At 45.6% G+C, this 16,413-nt stretch carries 19 protein-coding genes; 11 read left to right on the top strand and 8 right to left on the bottom strand.

Annotation, left to right across the window (positions count from 1 at the left end):
* Positions 1-7: 7 nt before the first annotated feature.
* Positions 8-568 (top strand): hypothetical protein, encoded by a 561-nt coding sequence (locus tag A1332_RS08960; protein ID WP_064008155.1) that lies wholly within the window; start codon positions 8-10, stop codon positions 566-568.
* A complete protein-coding gene (locus tag A1332_RS08955; RefSeq protein ID WP_064008154.1) occupies positions 565-1,671 on the top strand; it encodes a DNA sulfur modification protein DndB in 1,107 nt (368 codons plus the stop codon). The genes A1332_RS08960 and A1332_RS08955 overlap by 4 nt, the downstream gene beginning before the upstream one ends.
* On the opposite strand, the gene dndE is transcribed toward A1332_RS08955, so the two are convergent.
* From dndE to dndB, 4 genes are read right to left on the bottom strand one after another with little or no spacing between them, the layout of a single operon-like run.
* A complete protein-coding gene (gene dndE, locus A1332_RS08950; RefSeq protein WP_197491427.1) occupies positions 1,658-2,002 on the bottom strand; it encodes a DNA sulfur modification protein DndE in 345 nt (114 codons plus the stop codon). The two genes, A1332_RS08955 and dndE, sit on opposite strands and share 14 nt — an antisense overlap.
* Before the next feature lie 2 nt (positions 2,003-2,004).
* Positions 2,005-3,966, bottom strand: coding sequence for a DNA sulfur modification protein DndD (dndD, locus tag A1332_RS08945; RefSeq protein WP_064008152.1), 1,962 nt, complete (start codon positions 3,964-3,966; stop codon positions 2,005-2,007).
* Positions 3,956-5,635 (bottom strand): DNA phosphorothioation system sulfurtransferase DndC, encoded by a 1,680-nt coding sequence (gene dndC / locus A1332_RS08940; RefSeq protein WP_197491426.1) that lies wholly within the window; start codon positions 5,633-5,635, stop codon positions 3,956-3,958. Before dndC ends, dndD begins: the two co-directional genes overlap by 11 nt.
* On the bottom strand, positions 5,613-6,704 hold the full coding sequence (dndB, locus tag A1332_RS08935) for a DNA sulfur modification protein DndB (RefSeq protein ID WP_064008151.1): 1,092 nt from the start codon (positions 6,702-6,704) through the stop codon (positions 5,613-5,615). The genes dndC and dndB overlap by 23 nt, the downstream gene beginning before the upstream one ends.
* 126 nt (positions 6,705-6,830) lie before the next feature.
* On the opposite strand from dndB, the gene dndA reads away from it, so the two are divergent.
* Both dndA and A1332_RS08925 read left to right on the top strand, forming a co-directional pair.
* Positions 6,831-7,955, top strand: coding sequence for a cysteine desulfurase DndA (gene dndA, locus A1332_RS08930; RefSeq protein WP_064008150.1), 1,125 nt, complete (start codon positions 6,831-6,833; stop codon positions 7,953-7,955).
* Between the two features lie 248 nt (positions 7,956-8,203).
* On the top strand, positions 8,204-8,752 hold the full coding sequence (locus tag A1332_RS08925) for a hypothetical protein (protein WP_064008149.1): 549 nt from the start codon (positions 8,204-8,206) through the stop codon (positions 8,750-8,752).
* Positions 8,753-8,872: 120 nt separating this feature from the next.
* On the opposite strand, the gene A1332_RS08920 is transcribed toward A1332_RS08925, so the two are convergent.
* The 4 genes from A1332_RS08920 to A1332_RS25260 all read right to left on the bottom strand — a co-directional run bounded on the left by A1332_RS08920 (position 8,873) and on the right by A1332_RS25260 (position 10,830).
* The gene (locus A1332_RS08920) at positions 8,873-9,373 is read right to left on the bottom strand and encodes a GNAT family N-acetyltransferase (RefSeq protein WP_064008148.1); all 501 of its coding nucleotides are present in this window, start codon (positions 9,371-9,373) and stop codon (positions 8,873-8,875) included.
* The gene (locus A1332_RS08915; protein WP_064008147.1) at positions 9,370-9,660 is read right to left on the bottom strand and encodes a DUF1778 domain-containing protein; all 291 of its coding nucleotides are present in this window, start codon (positions 9,658-9,660) and stop codon (positions 9,370-9,372) included. Before A1332_RS08915 ends, A1332_RS08920 begins: the two co-directional genes overlap by 4 nt.
* Positions 9,661-9,809: 149 nt before the next feature.
* Positions 9,810-10,445 (bottom strand): hypothetical protein, encoded by a 636-nt coding sequence (locus A1332_RS08910; protein ID WP_064008146.1) that lies wholly within the window; start codon positions 10,443-10,445, stop codon positions 9,810-9,812.
* 85 nt (positions 10,446-10,530) lie between these two features.
* The gene (locus tag A1332_RS25260) at positions 10,531-10,830 is read right to left on the bottom strand and encodes a hypothetical protein (RefSeq protein WP_157203976.1); all 300 of its coding nucleotides are present in this window, start codon (positions 10,828-10,830) and stop codon (positions 10,531-10,533) included.
* Between the two features lie 32 nt (positions 10,831-10,862).
* Between A1332_RS25260 and ssb the strand changes: the two genes are divergently transcribed.
* From ssb to A1332_RS08875, 7 genes are all read left to right on the top strand, one after another.
* Positions 10,863-11,291, top strand: coding sequence for a single-stranded DNA-binding protein (ssb, locus tag A1332_RS08905; protein WP_064008145.1), 429 nt, complete (start codon positions 10,863-10,865; stop codon positions 11,289-11,291).
* 142 nt (positions 11,292-11,433) lie between these two features.
* Complete coding sequence (gene bet / locus A1332_RS08900) at positions 11,434-12,489, top strand: phage recombination protein Bet (RefSeq protein ID WP_064008144.1); 1,056 nt, start codon at positions 11,434-11,436, stop codon at positions 12,487-12,489.
* Positions 12,490-12,664: 175 nt separating this feature from the next.
* Positions 12,665-13,000, top strand: coding sequence for a hypothetical protein (locus tag A1332_RS08895; protein ID WP_064008143.1), 336 nt, complete (start codon positions 12,665-12,667; stop codon positions 12,998-13,000).
* The gene (locus A1332_RS08890) at positions 12,997-13,998 is read left to right on the top strand and encodes a YqaJ viral recombinase family protein (protein WP_064008142.1); all 1,002 of its coding nucleotides are present in this window, start codon (positions 12,997-12,999) and stop codon (positions 13,996-13,998) included. The genes A1332_RS08895 and A1332_RS08890 overlap by 4 nt, the downstream gene beginning before the upstream one ends.
* A gap of 341 nt (positions 13,999-14,339) precedes the next feature.
* A complete protein-coding gene (locus A1332_RS08885) occupies positions 14,340-14,552 on the top strand; it encodes a hypothetical protein (protein WP_064008141.1) in 213 nt (70 codons plus the stop codon).
* A 109-nt stretch (positions 14,553-14,661) separates the two neighbouring features.
* Positions 14,662-15,603, top strand: coding sequence for an AAA family ATPase (locus A1332_RS08880; protein ID WP_064008140.1), 942 nt, complete (start codon positions 14,662-14,664; stop codon positions 15,601-15,603).
* Between the two features lie 2 nt (positions 15,604-15,605).
* On the top strand, positions 15,606-16,373 hold the full coding sequence (locus A1332_RS08875; protein WP_064008139.1) for a hypothetical protein: 768 nt from the start codon (positions 15,606-15,608) through the stop codon (positions 16,371-16,373).
* Positions 16,374-16,413: the final 40 nt, after the last annotated feature.

Raw genomic sequence — 16,413 nt, 5'->3', positions numbered from 1 at the left:
CAGATGTATGGCAACTAGAGATATTTTAGACTTTCTGGCGCCTGAGTACACTAGCTTTAATTCAACTAGCGATAAGATGTATTTAAAAATTGCTACTCGTGGTATTTCGATCACTCCCCGCTGGTGGAAGGAATACAGCGTTTATTTGAATAAGCTTAAATTTGATTGGAAGGAAGTTAAGTACACGGAATTAGCAAACGCACTAGACAGAAATCCTTCTTTAGCTTCAAAAACAGGAGTTTATATTTTTGTTATAAAACCTGACCTTCAAATTGCATCGCTTCCGGCATATGTATTCTACGTTGGAATCGCAGGAGAGTCTGGTTCTGGAAGGCCACTTAGAGAAAGATTAAAACAATATATACAAATTTCGGGAATTAAAAAGAGACCAAAAGTTGTAACTGCATTAGAGTATTATTACGATGTAACTACGATATTTTTTTCAGAGTTTGATGATACATCTAATTTGGAAGAAATTGAAGAATGGCTTCATGCATTTTATATGCCTTGGGCAAATGAAAGAGACTTCCCTGTAAAAATTAAAGAAGCAAGAAAATGTTATACATGAAAACCAATAAAATGAACAACTTTTATCCTGCATTAAGAGGTGTCATGGGCAGCTGGATTTACTATCCTATTTTAATGAACCCAGAAGATATAGTTAATAACGTTCAATCATCGAAAGAAATAAGAGAAAGTAAAAGCTTAGACGATTATTTACAGAGAGAACTTACTTCAAATGTAAAAAAGATATTTAATTACATTAGTACATGTGATGACAGATTTTTCAACTCGATTATACTTGGTGTATTCGAAAATACACCGGAATGGTTTTCTTTGAATATGAAAGGAATTGATGAGTTTGATGACTCAACCAGAGACTATCTGGAAGATTCCATGGGTATTTTAAAACTTACAGGAAAAGAAAGACTATTTGCAATTGACGGACAACATAGAGTTGAAGCTATCAAAAGATATTATGCAAGCAATCAATACTACAATGATCAGATTTCTGTAATATTGGTTTTACATGTTGACAACGATCCAGGTAAAAGAAGGACAAGAAAACTTTTCTCAGATATAAATAAAAAAGCACAGGCTGTTAGCCCAGGAGAACTTGCAATTATTGATGAAGAGGATATTGAAAACATCGTAGCTAGAAGATTTTTTAGCAACTATAATCGCATACCAAGTAATTCAATTAGCTTATCTAAGACCGCTCCCATTACGAAAAAACACAACAATTATTTTACTAATCTGTTAACAATAGTCTCAATCTCAAAGGCAATAAAAAAAACAAAGACAAAAGGTTTTTCTTATAATGAAGATACTCTTTATGAGCATCTAACTGACTTTTTTGACATTATTATTAATTCTATTCCAAGCATAGAAAAATCTTTAGGCAATGAAAATATTACTGAAAAACTTAGATTTCAGGATAATATGGCCTATATGAGGCCAATAGGGTTGGAAATTCTTGCCATTTGCTATAAGCGGAGTCTTAATAGCAATAAATTAAGTGATTTTGAAGCCTTTTTAAAAACCGAAGATCTTAGCTTAAAGTCTGAATACTTCAATGGAATGATATACCAAAAAGGCAAAATTTTTACAAAAAATAAAACAGATTCCGTAAATTCAATTCTTGATAAGCTGAATATCAAAAAGGAATAGTTTTTAGAACAAATGATATCCCCCTACCAATATGCAATCTAATAAAATTATTTATGTCAATTCCATCGAGCGCATTATTTTGAAGCAGATATGACTTTTTAAGAATAGCAAGATACGCATCGGCATATTCGCCGCCAAATGTTTTCCAAGTCATCTCAACATTACTGTCTGAAGGAATATCTTCTTTCGGAGGTATTGTTGGGTCTGCCAACGATATACATAATGCCCAGCGACAAAGCACGTTCCAATTCTCAATGCCGGTTTTCCGCTTGAGGATAATTAATTGCTGCTTCTGTTTCTCAGATAAGCGAATAATGTCGATGCTTTGCATAATTAAAAATATCCCTTAGTAAAGCTAGATGTCTTGGCTTCCTCGTCGTAACTAATATGGTATTCGTTACTTATGGATGGCTTTAATTTCTCGTAGTATTCGTCGATAATTTCTTCGTCAGTAGAAAGCAAAATGACCTGTTGGCTCGCTTTAGGAAAATAGTTATTTACCAAGTTAGTGCGGTGTTTTCCATCTAAGCGCCCTAATGGAGTATCTATTACTGTCGGTAACTCTTTGCCTGATGCTTCTGCGAGACCCCACAAAATAGCTATTGCCAATAATTGACGCTCACCAGCGGAAAGTTTACTCGGCTCCAGTGGTTGGTTATTGGCGTCAAACAGTGTTAATTCAAAACTTACTGGCGAGATACTCAGTGCACTTATTAACTGTTCTTTACGGCCGAGTGCATCGAACTTCTGTTTGACAAGCATTTCTAATCGCTCAATATTTTCTGCAACCAATTGCTCAGAAAAGCCTTGTAACGTGGTTTTTAGCTTTTTAATGTGTTCACTGACTTGAATAGCGCGTTTTTGCTCAAAGGTGTCTTTATTCTGCTGCGCCAATAAATTGGTATAGCGCTGCGATAAAACATTGCTCTTGGCTTGAGCTTGTTCTAATAACTGCTGTTTCTGCCTTAAACGCACATGCATGTTCTTAAAAGTGGCCTCACATTCGGCCAGTTCAGCAATCAAGTGCCGAACAGAATCGTAATCTGGAATGGTATCAAGTTGCTTCTGCAAAAGAGCCTGCTTCTCGAGCAAATCAGCTTCCGTTTTCTTAAGTTGCTTACGCTGCTTTGACTCCTCTGCTATACGTTTATCTAGCCCATTAAAAATACTTACCTCAGTATTAAGGTAGCATTCAATATCGGTAAGCTTCTTGCGCTCTTTTGCCAATTCCGCCATGGTGCTATTAACCTTGGTGATCGCATCCATTGGTGTGCCAGCTGCCTTAAGGCTTGCCAATATTTTTGCCTCATACTCACAAATTGCTTTATCGAGTACTTTGGCTTGGTGGGCTTCGGTTTCGAGTTTGATCTGTGTTTTTGTTTGTTCGATGAGTTCTGAAACCAAGCCTAACGGACCAACACCTGCTGCAAGTTTAATCTGTTCAGCTTTATTCAGTTTGAGTTTTGCTTCGACTGATCCTAATTCAAACTTTATTTCGTCGCGCTTTTCAATTAGATGGGCGCCAGCGTTACGAACAGCCTGGCGCGCTTTATTTATTGCGATATTGGTGTCACTAGCCTGTTGCTCTAACTCAGCAATATCTTTTTTTAGATCTGAAATAGTCACATTGTACTGCCCCATCTCGTCTTCGCAGACAGACACTTTTGCCATTACACTTTGGTCGACATTTCCGCTTCTACGCTTTTTCTCCAGCTGTCCTAGGTCAAGTTGTAATTGACTGAGTAAGTCTAAACCCAACAGATTTTCGATGCCGGTTTTAACTAGTTCAGAAGAACGTTGAGGATGGGCAAGATTTTCAATTTTTTCACCATCGAAAAAGAATAAATCTGACAAAGTAAGAGGAATGAACTCATTTACAAATTCATCCCAATACTGGCTAAGGTGTTCATCATATTCATCGTCGCACCATACTTTTACCTTGTCTTTCGGATCGGTAAAGCCTTTAGCCGTCCAACTACGCTCAACCTTAAATTCGCGTATGGAATTATTTGTCTGGTGTTTAAACGACAATGACAGGCGAACTGGCGCATCATTGTTGGTAAATCGATTTTTGCAGCTTGCCAAAAAAGTACCATAAGCAATACCTGCACGGTTCGAACACTTGGCATGCTTGCCATACAACACAAGCTGTAAGGCATCTAGAAACGTAGTTTTACCTCCACCGTTCAACGCACCAAACAAAACAACAGGCTTTCCATCTTTAACTCGTAAATCAACAACATGTTCACCTTGGTAAATACCGAAGTTTTCGATAATAAGTTCTTCAAAAATCATCGCTGACTTCCTCTGTTTCAATCAGCAATGAGCTGTATCCATGTTCATTAATTGAGCGTGTAATGATGGCTATTTGTTCGCCCAGATTATCTTTATCTTGCGGTGCCAGGCTTGGAGAGTTATCCAGTTGAATTTGCAGTTCATGGCGTTTGCGTTCTAAAGCGAATTTTTTTGCTTCTTCGAGCGAATAGAAAGCGCCTTTTTCTAAGCTTTCATTGAGTTCATTGGCTAGATTTGCTCGACGCAATTGATTTTTGTGATTATTGGCAATGGCCGTAACTGAGCGAATTTGTTGATACATCAAGCCATCTGAATCACCATGCTCACTACAATATAGTTTTAATTTGTTCAATACTTGTTCATTAAGAATTGGGTGGTGAGCCCGTTTTTTCCCAGGATAGGCTTTGCCGAGCACACGCTCATAGATACCAGGCAAACTGTCTTCAACTTCGAGTTTTTCTTCTAGCCATATTCGGCGTATCTCTTCTAATTCTTCTAAAGGAAGCAGCTCGAGACTCTTTACTTGGTCGGGCCCAAGCATTTGCACGGCTTTTTGAGCTTCTAATACCTTTTCGAGTAGTTCTTCACGAAAATTCTGTACGTAAGGACCAGGAACAATATCCGCACCATGCTTTGAGACATGAACAGTGAGTGCACCGTTCATGCGTCGGAAGTCGCGCCGACTTTTATCGCGGCGAAGTTTGTCTAATTTTTTATCTCTATTGGCGTCGTTAACATCAATTTCGTTTCGTAAAGCAAGCAATGGGAGCATCCATTCTTTTTCTTCGTCATTTGCAATCATTGCTGACATAGATTTATCTTCAGAGACCATAGTGCAGACGTAGCATCCAAAACGACTATCGCCACAACTTTGCGTGCTTTTATCGACAACTAAGGGGCACTCCCCGCCTTCAGTCGCACCTTGATACATCCCCATTAGATCTTGGTTTGGGAAGTTCCAAGGATTTTGTACTGAATTCAGATATATCCATACATCATCATTGGTCCATTTGGCAATTGGGGTATAGACCCACACCCGATCCAAGCTACCATTGGCTGTTAATCCATCAGCTTTACGGGTATTGGTTTCAATATTCTCGTAATACTCCATTGATGCAGAGCGTGCAGTGCTTTCTGCTTTGCGAGTTCCCAGCACTAAAATAGCCTCGCCTCGTTGGTCAACAAGGCTATTTATGAAAGTATTAGAAGGCGATATTTTTAACCGGTCAGTGCACCAACGAAATTTATAGCGTGGGGCTGGATAACCCTTTCCAATTAAGTTAACCCAAAAACGATCTTTCACTGCTGGCGTCAACCTGTGAGGGATAATAGGTAAGCCTTGTTGTTCTGTTGCTTCTTTCATGTGTTCGAGAGACTTCTCTACCCACATTGCAACAAATGGGTTCTCTACCAGTGTGTCCGTACTAATGACATGTACATCTTTGTGGCATTTATCATCCCTTTTAAGCTCGAGTAATGCGCACCAGATTAGCTGCAAAATTGCCGTGGAGTCTTTTCCACCGCTATAACCGATCACCCAAGGAATTTGATCAGATAGATATAGCTGTTTAACGTTAGCTTTAGCGTCTTCTATTGTATTTTTTAGGCCTTTATCGCTAAATGCAGAGTAGGCTTTAATTAATTGCTCACTTGCCATCATTGGAACCATTAAATTTGCTCTCTTGTTTTTGTTGTTCTACTGTAAGAGAAAGTCCTAAATGGTGTTTTAAAACATTAACTGTTAGCAATGCTGCAACATTACTATGATCCATTCTTCCATTGTTATAACAACGGCCTTCCCACATCTGTTTGTTTGACCTATCCCAATCAACAGTTTTTAGTTTATTCAGAATGGATCGCCATTTTTTTTGATTTGCTAATAATTCATGACCGAGAATGGCAAAACTTTTCAAAACAATCGCCCTAAACAACACATAATGTTTACGGTCTTCAGGTTTAATTTGATGGCTTTTAGCTTGTTGCCACAATGGAAGATTTTCCGCCAAACAATCCCAAAAGCATATTGCCTCTTGTGCTTTTATTTCCCAATTTTCTGAAGTAATTTCCTTTACTAGTTCCATATTCGCAGCATATAGAGAGCTGTGCATAAACAACTTTGATGATCGGGCACTTAGACTGTTATCCGAGAAGTCGATAACGCCTTTAAAGAACGCACTTTTATTTGCAACTTCATTTGATAGCAATTCTTCTGGGGCATCACCATAAAGAACTGCTGTTGATTTACTTGCCTTCACCGGGTAAAGATTTAAGTCTCTAAATATTTTTTGCCTTTGTTTTAAGTCTTTATTCACAAAGAAAACTACGGAAATAGTTTCATCTCCCAAGCTAGGATCTTCCTCAAGCGCCCTGTTAATCGCGGCTGATCTATGTTGTCCGTCTGTAATATAAAATTCAGCTTCATCGTCAACTAAAAGATTGCCTATTTTTAAGCCATGCCCTTCAGGGCTTATTGGCTGAAATAAACAACTCCCATCAATACATGCTGTTAAAGACGAAAATGCGTAATCAAATCTGTTTTGGTGAATGTACTTAGTTATTTGTGGGATACGACTGAGATTAAGTGACCGTTGAGCTCTGTCTTCTGCGCACAATGTTGACTCATCGAAGGTAAATATTTTTTTAAGTCTTTTTAAAGGACACATGACAATAAAATACTCATTGCCCGCCTGTGTTCCTCGGATAGCAGGAAAACTAATTCCAGATACGATGCTACTCAAACTGATCCACCTCTGTTGCTCAATTTATGTTCGAACGAAAACTCTATTTGTTCGTCCGAACAGCGAAGGATATACTATCAAAGCTTACTGAGTAAGTCTCCAACTTTATCGCCTAATCAGACCCTTATGACTATTTACCTCGACTACAACGCCACCACGCCAGTCCTCCCCGAAGTCGCAGATTTGGTTTACAAAATGATGGTTGATGAGTTTGGGAATGCAGGTAGCAGGACCCACGAGTTTGGTGTTGCAGCTAAAAGGGCTGTCGAGTTAGCAAGAGGTCAGGTTGCTAATGTTGTCGGTGCAGAAAAATCAGAGGTGATTTTCACAAGTGGTGCGACAGAGAGCAACAACATTGCGATTTTGGGATTACGCGAATTTGCAGAAGCAAACAACAAAAAACATATCATCACAACAAAAATTGAGCATAAATCTGTTCTTGAACCCATAAAGCACCTTCAAAAACAGGGTTTTGATGTTACCTATCTCAATGTAGGAGAAAGTGGAGATATTGATGTAAATGAGCTCAAAGCAGCTTTACGTGATGAAACTTGCCTCGTTTCCATTATGCATATCAATAATGAGACCGGCTCAATTCAGCCTATTGGAGACGTCTGCCAAGCTCTAGCTTCGCATGAAGCTTACTTGCATGTAGATGCGGCTCAGAGCTTCGGTAAATACCCTTCCGATATTGACAATCCAAGAATAGATTTAGTTAGCGTTAGCGGCCATAAGTTATATGCGCCCAAGGGCATAGGCACTCTAATCCTGCGGCGAAGAGATTTTACGAAGCCACCACTAACACCAATTTATTTGGGCGGGGGTCAAGAGAAGGGACTTAGGCCAGGAACATTGGCTGTTCCATTGATTGCTGGTTTTGGGTTGGCTTGTGAGTTAGCTCAAAAGAACGCCCAAAAGTGGTGTGAGCATGCAGCATTTTTGAAAGCCAATTTAATGGATTCCTTAAAAGCATTAAATGCTGAGTTCCTTTGTAATCCAACGTCACCTTATGTTTTGAACTTTTCAGTGCCTGGAGTGAACTCGGAGGCATTAATGGTTCAATTAAAAGGTATCGCTGCGGTGTCAAACGGTTCCGCCTGTACATCAAATAGCTATACACCGTCTCACGTTCTATCGGCTATGGGGTTAAACGAAGAGAAAATTGCAGGGTCGATCAGGATTTCATGGAGCCACTTAACTAAAACTGTTCCATCGGATGAGATCTGTCGATCAATTAAAGAACTTTTGTGATTTAAAAATAGAATACGTAAATATCTGACTAATTTAATTCTGCACAGTAAAGCACTTAACACACATTTCGGTATGCATCGATGGTTTGCCGAAACAGAGCAAAAACCAGGCTGTACAGATTCAAAAAAGTTAAACTGTAAGGCTATTTTTTAATTGATTTTAGGGAACATGCCAGACAGCACTTATAAACAAGCCGCGGGATTGATCCGTGAGGCTGAAAGAGTCAGCAATTTTCCGGTTCGTGTGACTTGGGACGATATCTAAACGCCAACGACGCTATTGAAGTCAGCAAAAGCGGTACGATTAATTTCGCCAGCCTGGCAAAGCCGATGCAACCGACCGAAAAAACCGAGGTCGTTGCTAACGCGGAGAGCTATAAAGCCCTGCTAAAAAAATACAATACGCTGCCAGACAATGCCGATACGTTGAAGAAAATTTACAAACACGCCGTGGCTTTAAAGGATGTTTGTCCTGATCCGGCACAGTTTAGAACGACCTTATTCGATCTGTGCCATAAGGCTGACCCGAGCATTAGCAAAACGACCGTGAACAAAGCGTTTCACTATTTTGTCGTCATGGGGTTGGTACATACCGAAAAGGCTAAAGGTGGCGTCGACGCCGTTCGTGTAAAAAAAATGACACTCAAGGATTTTTTATTGAAGTCCGACAAGCTGGTTATCGCTAAGCTACTGGAACTGGGTAAAACCCATGCCTTGGTTTTGAAAGCCAAGGAAATTAAAAAGCTGACTCTATCAACAATCAGTAAAGACAGCATCAAAAAATTGATCGGTGAATGAGGCAGGTTGAAAATCGGCGGAGGATGGGCCCAGCAACTCAACTCGCGCTTAAATGCTCACCTTAAATGCAGCTTTTGTAATCATCGTCCACTAATGGGGTTAATACATATGGTCTCGTCATTATGCTTCGAGAGAACGGCGTAAATCCTTGATGAGACGGTAAAGGTGTAATGGGTCAGTCGGTGAGGGGATAAAACCAAACCGCTCGTAAAACTGTTTAGCGGGCTCGTCCTTGGCGTGAACAGCAAAAGCACGTATACCGCCAATGTCGGCAGCCTGCAATGTGCGTAGCATGGCGTCTTTCAATAAGCCGGACCCAATCTTGCGGCCTTGCCATGGGGTACTTACAGCCAACCGAGCTAACAACATGACGGGAACAGGGTGACGGGCCAAGCCTTTGGTCAGGCGCTCCGGCGCATCGCCAAACGCGACTTCGCCCACAACTAGGCTGTAGAAGCCGATGATCTCCTGGTCATGCAGACCTATATAGGTTTGCGAAGCGTTGGCGTGCTGATTGCCTAGCGCATAGCGAATAAGAAAGCGATCAAGTTCATCACGTCCACAGGTAAAGCTATCAACGGGATGATCGCGCCGTAGCTTCTCAATCCGAAACCCTGTCATTCGGTCGTCGGCACATCAAAGGGACTCGGCTCGCGGAACAAACGCTGGATCTGGGGCACAACTTGCGGCGGTGCATCGAGTGCGGCCATGAAATGTTCCCATTGCTCGGCATTGAGTTCAAAGCGTTGTCGCTCACTAAGCGTTTCTGCGGCGCGTGATAAGGCACTCGCCAATACAAATTGACTGACGGAACAATGGGCTGCCTGGGCCGCAGCGCTCAAGGTTTGTTTTGCTTCAGGCGATAATCGCAGGTCAAGTTTGGTGGTGCGTGTCGATTGAGCAGCCATAATACCTCCCTTAGGCATAGGAGTGCAGTATAGCCGCCAGACGTTGTCATGACAATAATAAGCCAAGCCGATTCACGATACCTGACAGGCCGGGTCGACTCGGTAATGCGCTGCCTATTTTTCGCCCAGTAGTTGAATCAAATGGGGCGTTACTCCTTCGGCGCATCGGTATCCAACGAGGGTTGAGGCTCCACATTCAATCCTGATTCCTGCCTCGCCAATCTTACTTCCTCCCCATGCCCCTGTTCATACGCTGCCTGATGCGCATGCCGCTCCATCGTCACAATTTTATTGGCTAGCCGCTGCAATCGCTGCTGCCACTCTAGGCGCGCGGCAATGCAATGTTTGTTGGAGATGATCTGGCACAGCCACAATGTGTCCATCACTATCATCAATTGATCCAGCAAACGAATCAACTCGACGAATTGCGCAATTTGGGGTGAAGCGATCTTGGCTACAAACTCCCTAGGGTGCGTGTAGGTCGGCGTTTCGCTGATGCCGTTGTCGGCCTTGAGTTTTTCCAACCGCATCTTTTCCTGCTGCAGTTGCTCCGCGCATTCGGCAATCATCTGACTGACGATACTTTCGATTTCATCAACGGTTTCTTCTCGGCCAATGATGCGCAGGATCACGTCGATCGCATACAAGGACACCATGAGTCGGTGATAGCTATCACGGATGACCCGAATAGCTTGCTCGCTGTTGATGTTAAACGTACGCTCAAATATCGGCCGACTGATGGCGCGACGCGAGGCTGATTTTGGCTGAGGAGCTGTTTCGGACATGACCGTTTCCCATGTTGGATAAATGAGCCATGATCGTAAGCCAAATTTTTTTTGGCCTTTTTACAATAAAGGCCGAATTCGACCTTTATTGTACGAGCATCCTTAAATTTTTCTGTTTCAATGCCTGACAATTGAATCGGTTAGCTTTTTGCTTGCCTGTTTTTCTAATTTTCTTGGCTGATCTTTCAGGATTGCCTTGTTCCGACTGCGGTCGGCGTTCCGTTTTTAAGCGGCGGCGGTGGTTATCCATCGGCGTGTCAGGTGCGTCAAGCCTGATGTGATGGTTGTGTTTTAGATTTTCATCCTGTCTGGGAGTGCTTATTCCTAGCCGGGAATGTGCCTGCCGGATGTGACCCATCGCCGCGCAGGTGGGTTTTATTTTCAATTGTCGGGCGCGGACGATAGGAGGACATCATCATGGCCAATCGTGGTGTAAACAAAGTCATCTTGCTGGGCCGTCTCGGCGCCGATCCGGATATTCGCTATTTACCGAATAACGGCGGTAAGGTTGTGGCAATTCGCTTGGCAACCAGTGAAGTTTGGAAAGATGCAAAAAACGCCAAACAGGAACGAACTGAATGGCATCGGGTCGTGTTTTTTAAAAAACTGGCCGATACCGCCGGCGATCTTTTGAAGAAAGGCAGCAAGATCTATGTTGAAGGCGCTCTTCGCACCCAGCAATGGGATAAGAACGGCGAAAAGCGTTATCGCACGGAAGTGGTTGTGCATGAGTTGCAACTACTCGATCGCCCAACTGTGCCCGCATCTGCAAACGGTTCATCATCGAACCCGGCATCAGAAGACGCTGATTGGGATGACGAGTATGCCGATATGCCGCTCAACTAAACCTAGCTATTCGAGCTGTCGCAAGCGAGGGTAAATTTTAACCTACTGCCGACCCGTTTTTGCGGTGACGGCTTTTCAACCCAAAGGGGACGACTATCCCCGTTGGGGCCATGGCGTTCCCATTTTGATAAGGAGACCCACCATGAGCAATCAAAACCGAAACTATCAACCTAAGTCGCGCGACTTACCCATGCCGATGGCAGCCCAGCAAGGCTATGGTATTTCGGAGCAGTCCTGGAAAGTATTGACTGAAGTCACCTTTCCGACCGCCAAAACCCCGGAAGCCATTCTGATGGCGCTGGATTATTGCAAGGCCCGCAAGCTCGACATCTTTAAAAAGCCGGTGCATATCGTGCCGATGTGGAGTGCTGCTTTAGGCCGCAATGTCGAGACCGTCTGGCCGTCCATCATGGAAATCCAGACTACCGCGTCTCGGACCGGTGTTTGGGCCGGCATGGACAGACCCGTCTGGGGTCCTGATATCACCAAAACCTTTACCGGTCGCTACAAGGACGACAACGAGCAATGGCAGGAATCCAGTGTCACCGTGACCTTTCCCGAATGGGTGGCGGTTACTGTGTACCGGATCGTCGCCGGCAAACGTTGCGCCTTTACCGAGGAAGTCTACTGGCTGGAGGCTTATAGCACAGCCGGTGGTAAACACTCGCAAGTGCCAACCGCCATGTGGATCAAACGCCCTAAGGGGCAATTATCCAAATGCGGTAAAGCTGCGTCGCTCAGGGCAGCCTTTCCGGAGGAATGCGGTTATGCCGCCGAGGAAATGGATGGCAAAACCCTTGACGATATTGCCGACGGTAGCGTGATCGATGGTAGTGCCACTTATATACATGATGCTGCTTCTGGCAGTAATGATCATGATGTGATGGGCGATGCTGGCGTTGATACAAACCGCGTTATCGATCTGTCGCAAATCCATCCCAAGGTGCAAAAAGCGGTCGCCGAATTGGTTAGACGGACTGCGGGGGCAGGAGCCTGGAAAGCCGCCTACGACTATGCCAACCAGAAGTTCAGAGGTATCGATCTGACGTTTGCCTTGGCCGAGTTGGACAAGGTCTCTGAGGTCGAACCCAGGACCACACCGGTATTGGAACAATCTGAAGCGACGGCCATGCCGCCATTGACACCGAAGGACATGGCTATGACGCAGGCGCGTCAGGCTTTGAATACCAACCGTTAGTCATTTCACTGTATAGGGCTGTCATGTTGCTTAATCACGCAATCGGCTAGGCCTTTTTCATATTGATGTGTGCTGGATTTCAGTATCCATCACATTCAACTACCACCCCTTCAGGGCGTCATGACTCGCCCGTGTGGGGATTCATGATGCTCTGAGTTTTAGTTAAGGAGAGATCATGAATGCAATCGATCAATCGTTAAATCGTCTGCCGTGTCATACCGACTGGCGGCGTTACGACTCACCCACGGTGATTCGCCGACATGGGCGCGGCTTTTTAGAACGCAGTTTTAAACCGGGTGTAGCCGTGGCAGAGGTCGACAAACCCTCCAAAGCGGAATTACACCATTTGGTGGAAAGTTTTGGCGGCTTGGTATTGCCAACTGCGGATGCCGTGTTGTTGCTATTTGCCGATTTCCATTGGGCCAAGCGCTGTGAACAGCATTTAACCCAACGCGGCGTGCCCTCGTTGCGGTTAGGCTGCCACATTCAGTTGCCGGAAGCCTGGCAATGAACGTCATCGACGTTTCGCAACGTTCCGACGCCTGGCGGCACTGGCGTTCACAAGGCGTCAGTGCCAGTGAAGCGGCCATCGTCATGAACCGCTCGCCTTACAAAACCCCTTGGCGGCTCTGGGCAGAAAAGGTCGGCCTGGTGCTGGAAGCCAGCCTGGACAACAACCCGTTGATCCGCGCCGGCATCCAGCAAGAGCCCGAGGCTTTGCAACGCTTTGAGGATAAACACGATCTGATGTTGTTACCACTGTGCGGCGAGTCGGAACAGTATCCGTTGATGCGGGCTTCGTTCGATGGCTTGTCCGACGCGAATGAGCCCGTGGAAATCAAATGTCCACACGAAACCACATTTTTGGATGTGCTGTTGAATCGGGAAGCGTCCGAGGCCTATCAACTGTATTGGTGTCAGGTGCAACAGCAACTGCTGGTGTCCGAAGCGCAACGCGGCTTTTTGTTTTTCTACCATCAAGGCCAGGACATCGAGTTTGAAATTCAGCGCGATGAGATTTTTCTCACCCAGCTGGTCGATAAAGCGATGGATTTCTGGTCGGCGGTCAAATCGAAAAAGGAGCCGAGTAAGGATCCCGAGCGTGATTTGTATTTACCCAAAGGTGATGCTGAGCAGCAATGGCAACAGCAGGCGGCGAGTTATCGCAATCGTGCCGTGAAAATCGCGGATTTGAAAGCGGAACTGGCCACCTTGGAGGCTAATCAGGCGGCCATTGAAAACACGTTGGTGTTGCTAATGGGCGATTACGTGGCCGCAGAGCATTCCGGGTTGCGGATCAGCCGGTTTCAAAGCCAGGGTGCTATCGATTACAAGGCAGCACTGCACGCCTTGCAACCGGATGTTCAGGCTGCGGCACTGGAACGCTATCGTAAACCGTCTGCCACGCGGGTCCGCGTGACTTGCCGGGATGACGACGGCAAACATGCCGAAGTACCGTTCGATGCCCAAGCCTTGAAAGACCTGGCGGGTGTGGACTTTTGGTTTTGAGGGGTCGTTTCAAGACATCCTGTAACCCTGGTGGTTACGGGATGTTCATTGATGATGGTCGGCTACGAGAGTTGACGCCGGACACCTGATGGAATCCTTCAGTTTAGGCCTGTCGGCTTTAGGCTGGGCTTTAAGAAAAGTCCAACCCAAAACCAGCATCGTTCAGGCATTCCCTTCGTGGAATCCCGAATCCGGTTTCGACCGGCGTTCCGTTATTAAGCGGCATGAGCGTTTGCCTCGTGTGCCAGGTGCGTCAAGCCTGGTGTGTTTAGTTTGTCCCGTTGGGGTTCATCACCCTCACGGGACTCGATGACCCCTTTTAATCATTGAAGGAGGTCATCATGAATCACGACTTTTGGAAAACCTTGCAGGGCTGGTTGAACGTTGCGCATAGCGACGACATTCATGCCAAAAAGCGGTTGCTGCTGGATCTGCACGGTCAACTCTCGGACCCCGGTTTGAGAAGCGACATTCAGCGCATCCTGCGTTTGATGGATCGGGAGCTGTTGGCCCGTGCCGAATGGGCGATGTACTGTGTCATGCAGTTACGTTAATTTCTTTATCTACCCTGGGTTGCCAGGGTTTTAACCACCTGTTGGGGCCCATTACCCCTCGGGGCGGTGCGCCCCTTGTCATTTGAGGTTAGTCCTCGAGGAGCTCACCATGTACCAACACTATTCCATTGCCGACACCTTCGGCATTCAGGCCCCTGCTTCCATGAAAGTGGAAGGCTTTGCCCCCGGACAAAATACCTATGTACCGGCGCAAAAACCCTATGTGTTTCGCAAGGATCACTTGCGCGATGTGTTGGCGTTTTTAGGCGCAGCCAATGGCGATGGCTTATACCTGACCGGTCCCACCGGTTCCGGTAAAACCTCGTTGTTGGAGCAAGTCGCGGCACGTCTCCATTGGGGCGTGCATTCGGTCACTGGTCACGGTCGATTGGAACTCAATGACCTGCTAGGCCAGTACATGCTGGTCGACGGCGGCGCGATGAAGTGGATCGACGGTCCGTTGACCCTGGCGGTTCGCCTGGGTCATGTGTTGTTGATCAACGAAATCGATGCCATTGATCCGGCTGAGTTGATTGGTTTGAATGAAATTGTTGAAGGGAAACCTCTAACAATTCCGCAAACCGGCGATGTGATTGTCCCGCATCCGAAGTTTCGTTTGGTGGCCACCGGCAATACCGCTGGATCTGGCGATCAGTCGGGATTGTATCAAGGTGTATTACGTCAGAACCTGGCGTTTTTAGACAGGTTTAGACTGATGGAAGTCGGTTACCCCGAACCTGAAGACGAAATGAAACTGTTGGCCGATGTAGTGCCGAGCATGCCGGAAACGGTACGCGAAAGCATGATCAAAGTCGCCAATCAGATTCGTAAAGTCTTTATCGGCGGTGCGGATGGCAGTGGCATGTTGTCGGTGACCTTATCCACGCGCGGCTTAGTGCGTTGGGCGTCACTGGTGGCCACCTTCAAAAGTGCGCCCAATGCCTTGGCGTATTCCTTGGACCGGGCCTTGACCTTTCGTGCCGAACCCGCCGAACGCGAAGCGATTCATCGGATCGCCAAGGATGTGTTTGGCGATGACTGGCAGATCTAATCATGGCTGCCTGGAATCTCTATCGTCATCGTAATACTGACGGCGGCTCCAAAGACTGGGCGATAACCACCCATGCTGACGGATCAATCTCGACACGTTGGGGCAAGACAGCTTCTCGTCTGCCGAGCATCAATACGCGAACGGGAATACGCCAGCACGATATCGAACAGCAAAAACAGGCCAAGGGCTATGTGTTTGTGGCCGTGGTGGACATTGACGGTGACGGCAATGTGGTGTTTCCGGGTAAGACTTCGGCAACTCAATCACAAGTGCCAGAGCCTGATTCAAATCCAGAGCCCATGCTAACGCCGCCAGTTGAGTCGCTGTATTGGACCATTGATTGCCATGCCAAGCAGGCGGTTCGAGTGGACTTGGGTATCGAGGTCAGGCGACTGATCGGAGTTATTCAATCCGTATCGGATCAGCACTCTAAGCCTGAAAAAGACTGGGATGGCTGGCAACAGTGGATTGATGCCACCCTCAATGCCGAAATCTTTGATCTGAGCGGCCAGATTAAATCAGCGCATGGCATTCTGCCTTGGTTGTTTTTACTGGCATTGAAAGCAAAAGGCTTTAAAGGCGTGGACATTGATATTGCCACCGAAACCGCCCGAGATCTCTCGGTCGATCTGAAAGCTGAACAGGACGTGCTGGCATTTTTCGGCACTGATCTGGACAGCATTCGGGACACCGCAGAAGTCTTAGGTTTGCTCAAACCCCGCTTAAATCTGGCAGCGGCCATGTCCGACACGGACGACTGCTGGTTTTAACCGGTTTGTTATTTTCATTTAACCCTACAGGGGCACATCG

It is taken from the genome of Methylomonas methanica, assembly GCF_001644035.1.
GTDB lineage: Bacteria > Pseudomonadota > Gammaproteobacteria > Methylococcales > Methylomonadaceae > Methylomonas > Methylomonas methanica_A.
This window is presented reverse-complemented; position numbering and strand designations above follow the sequence as displayed.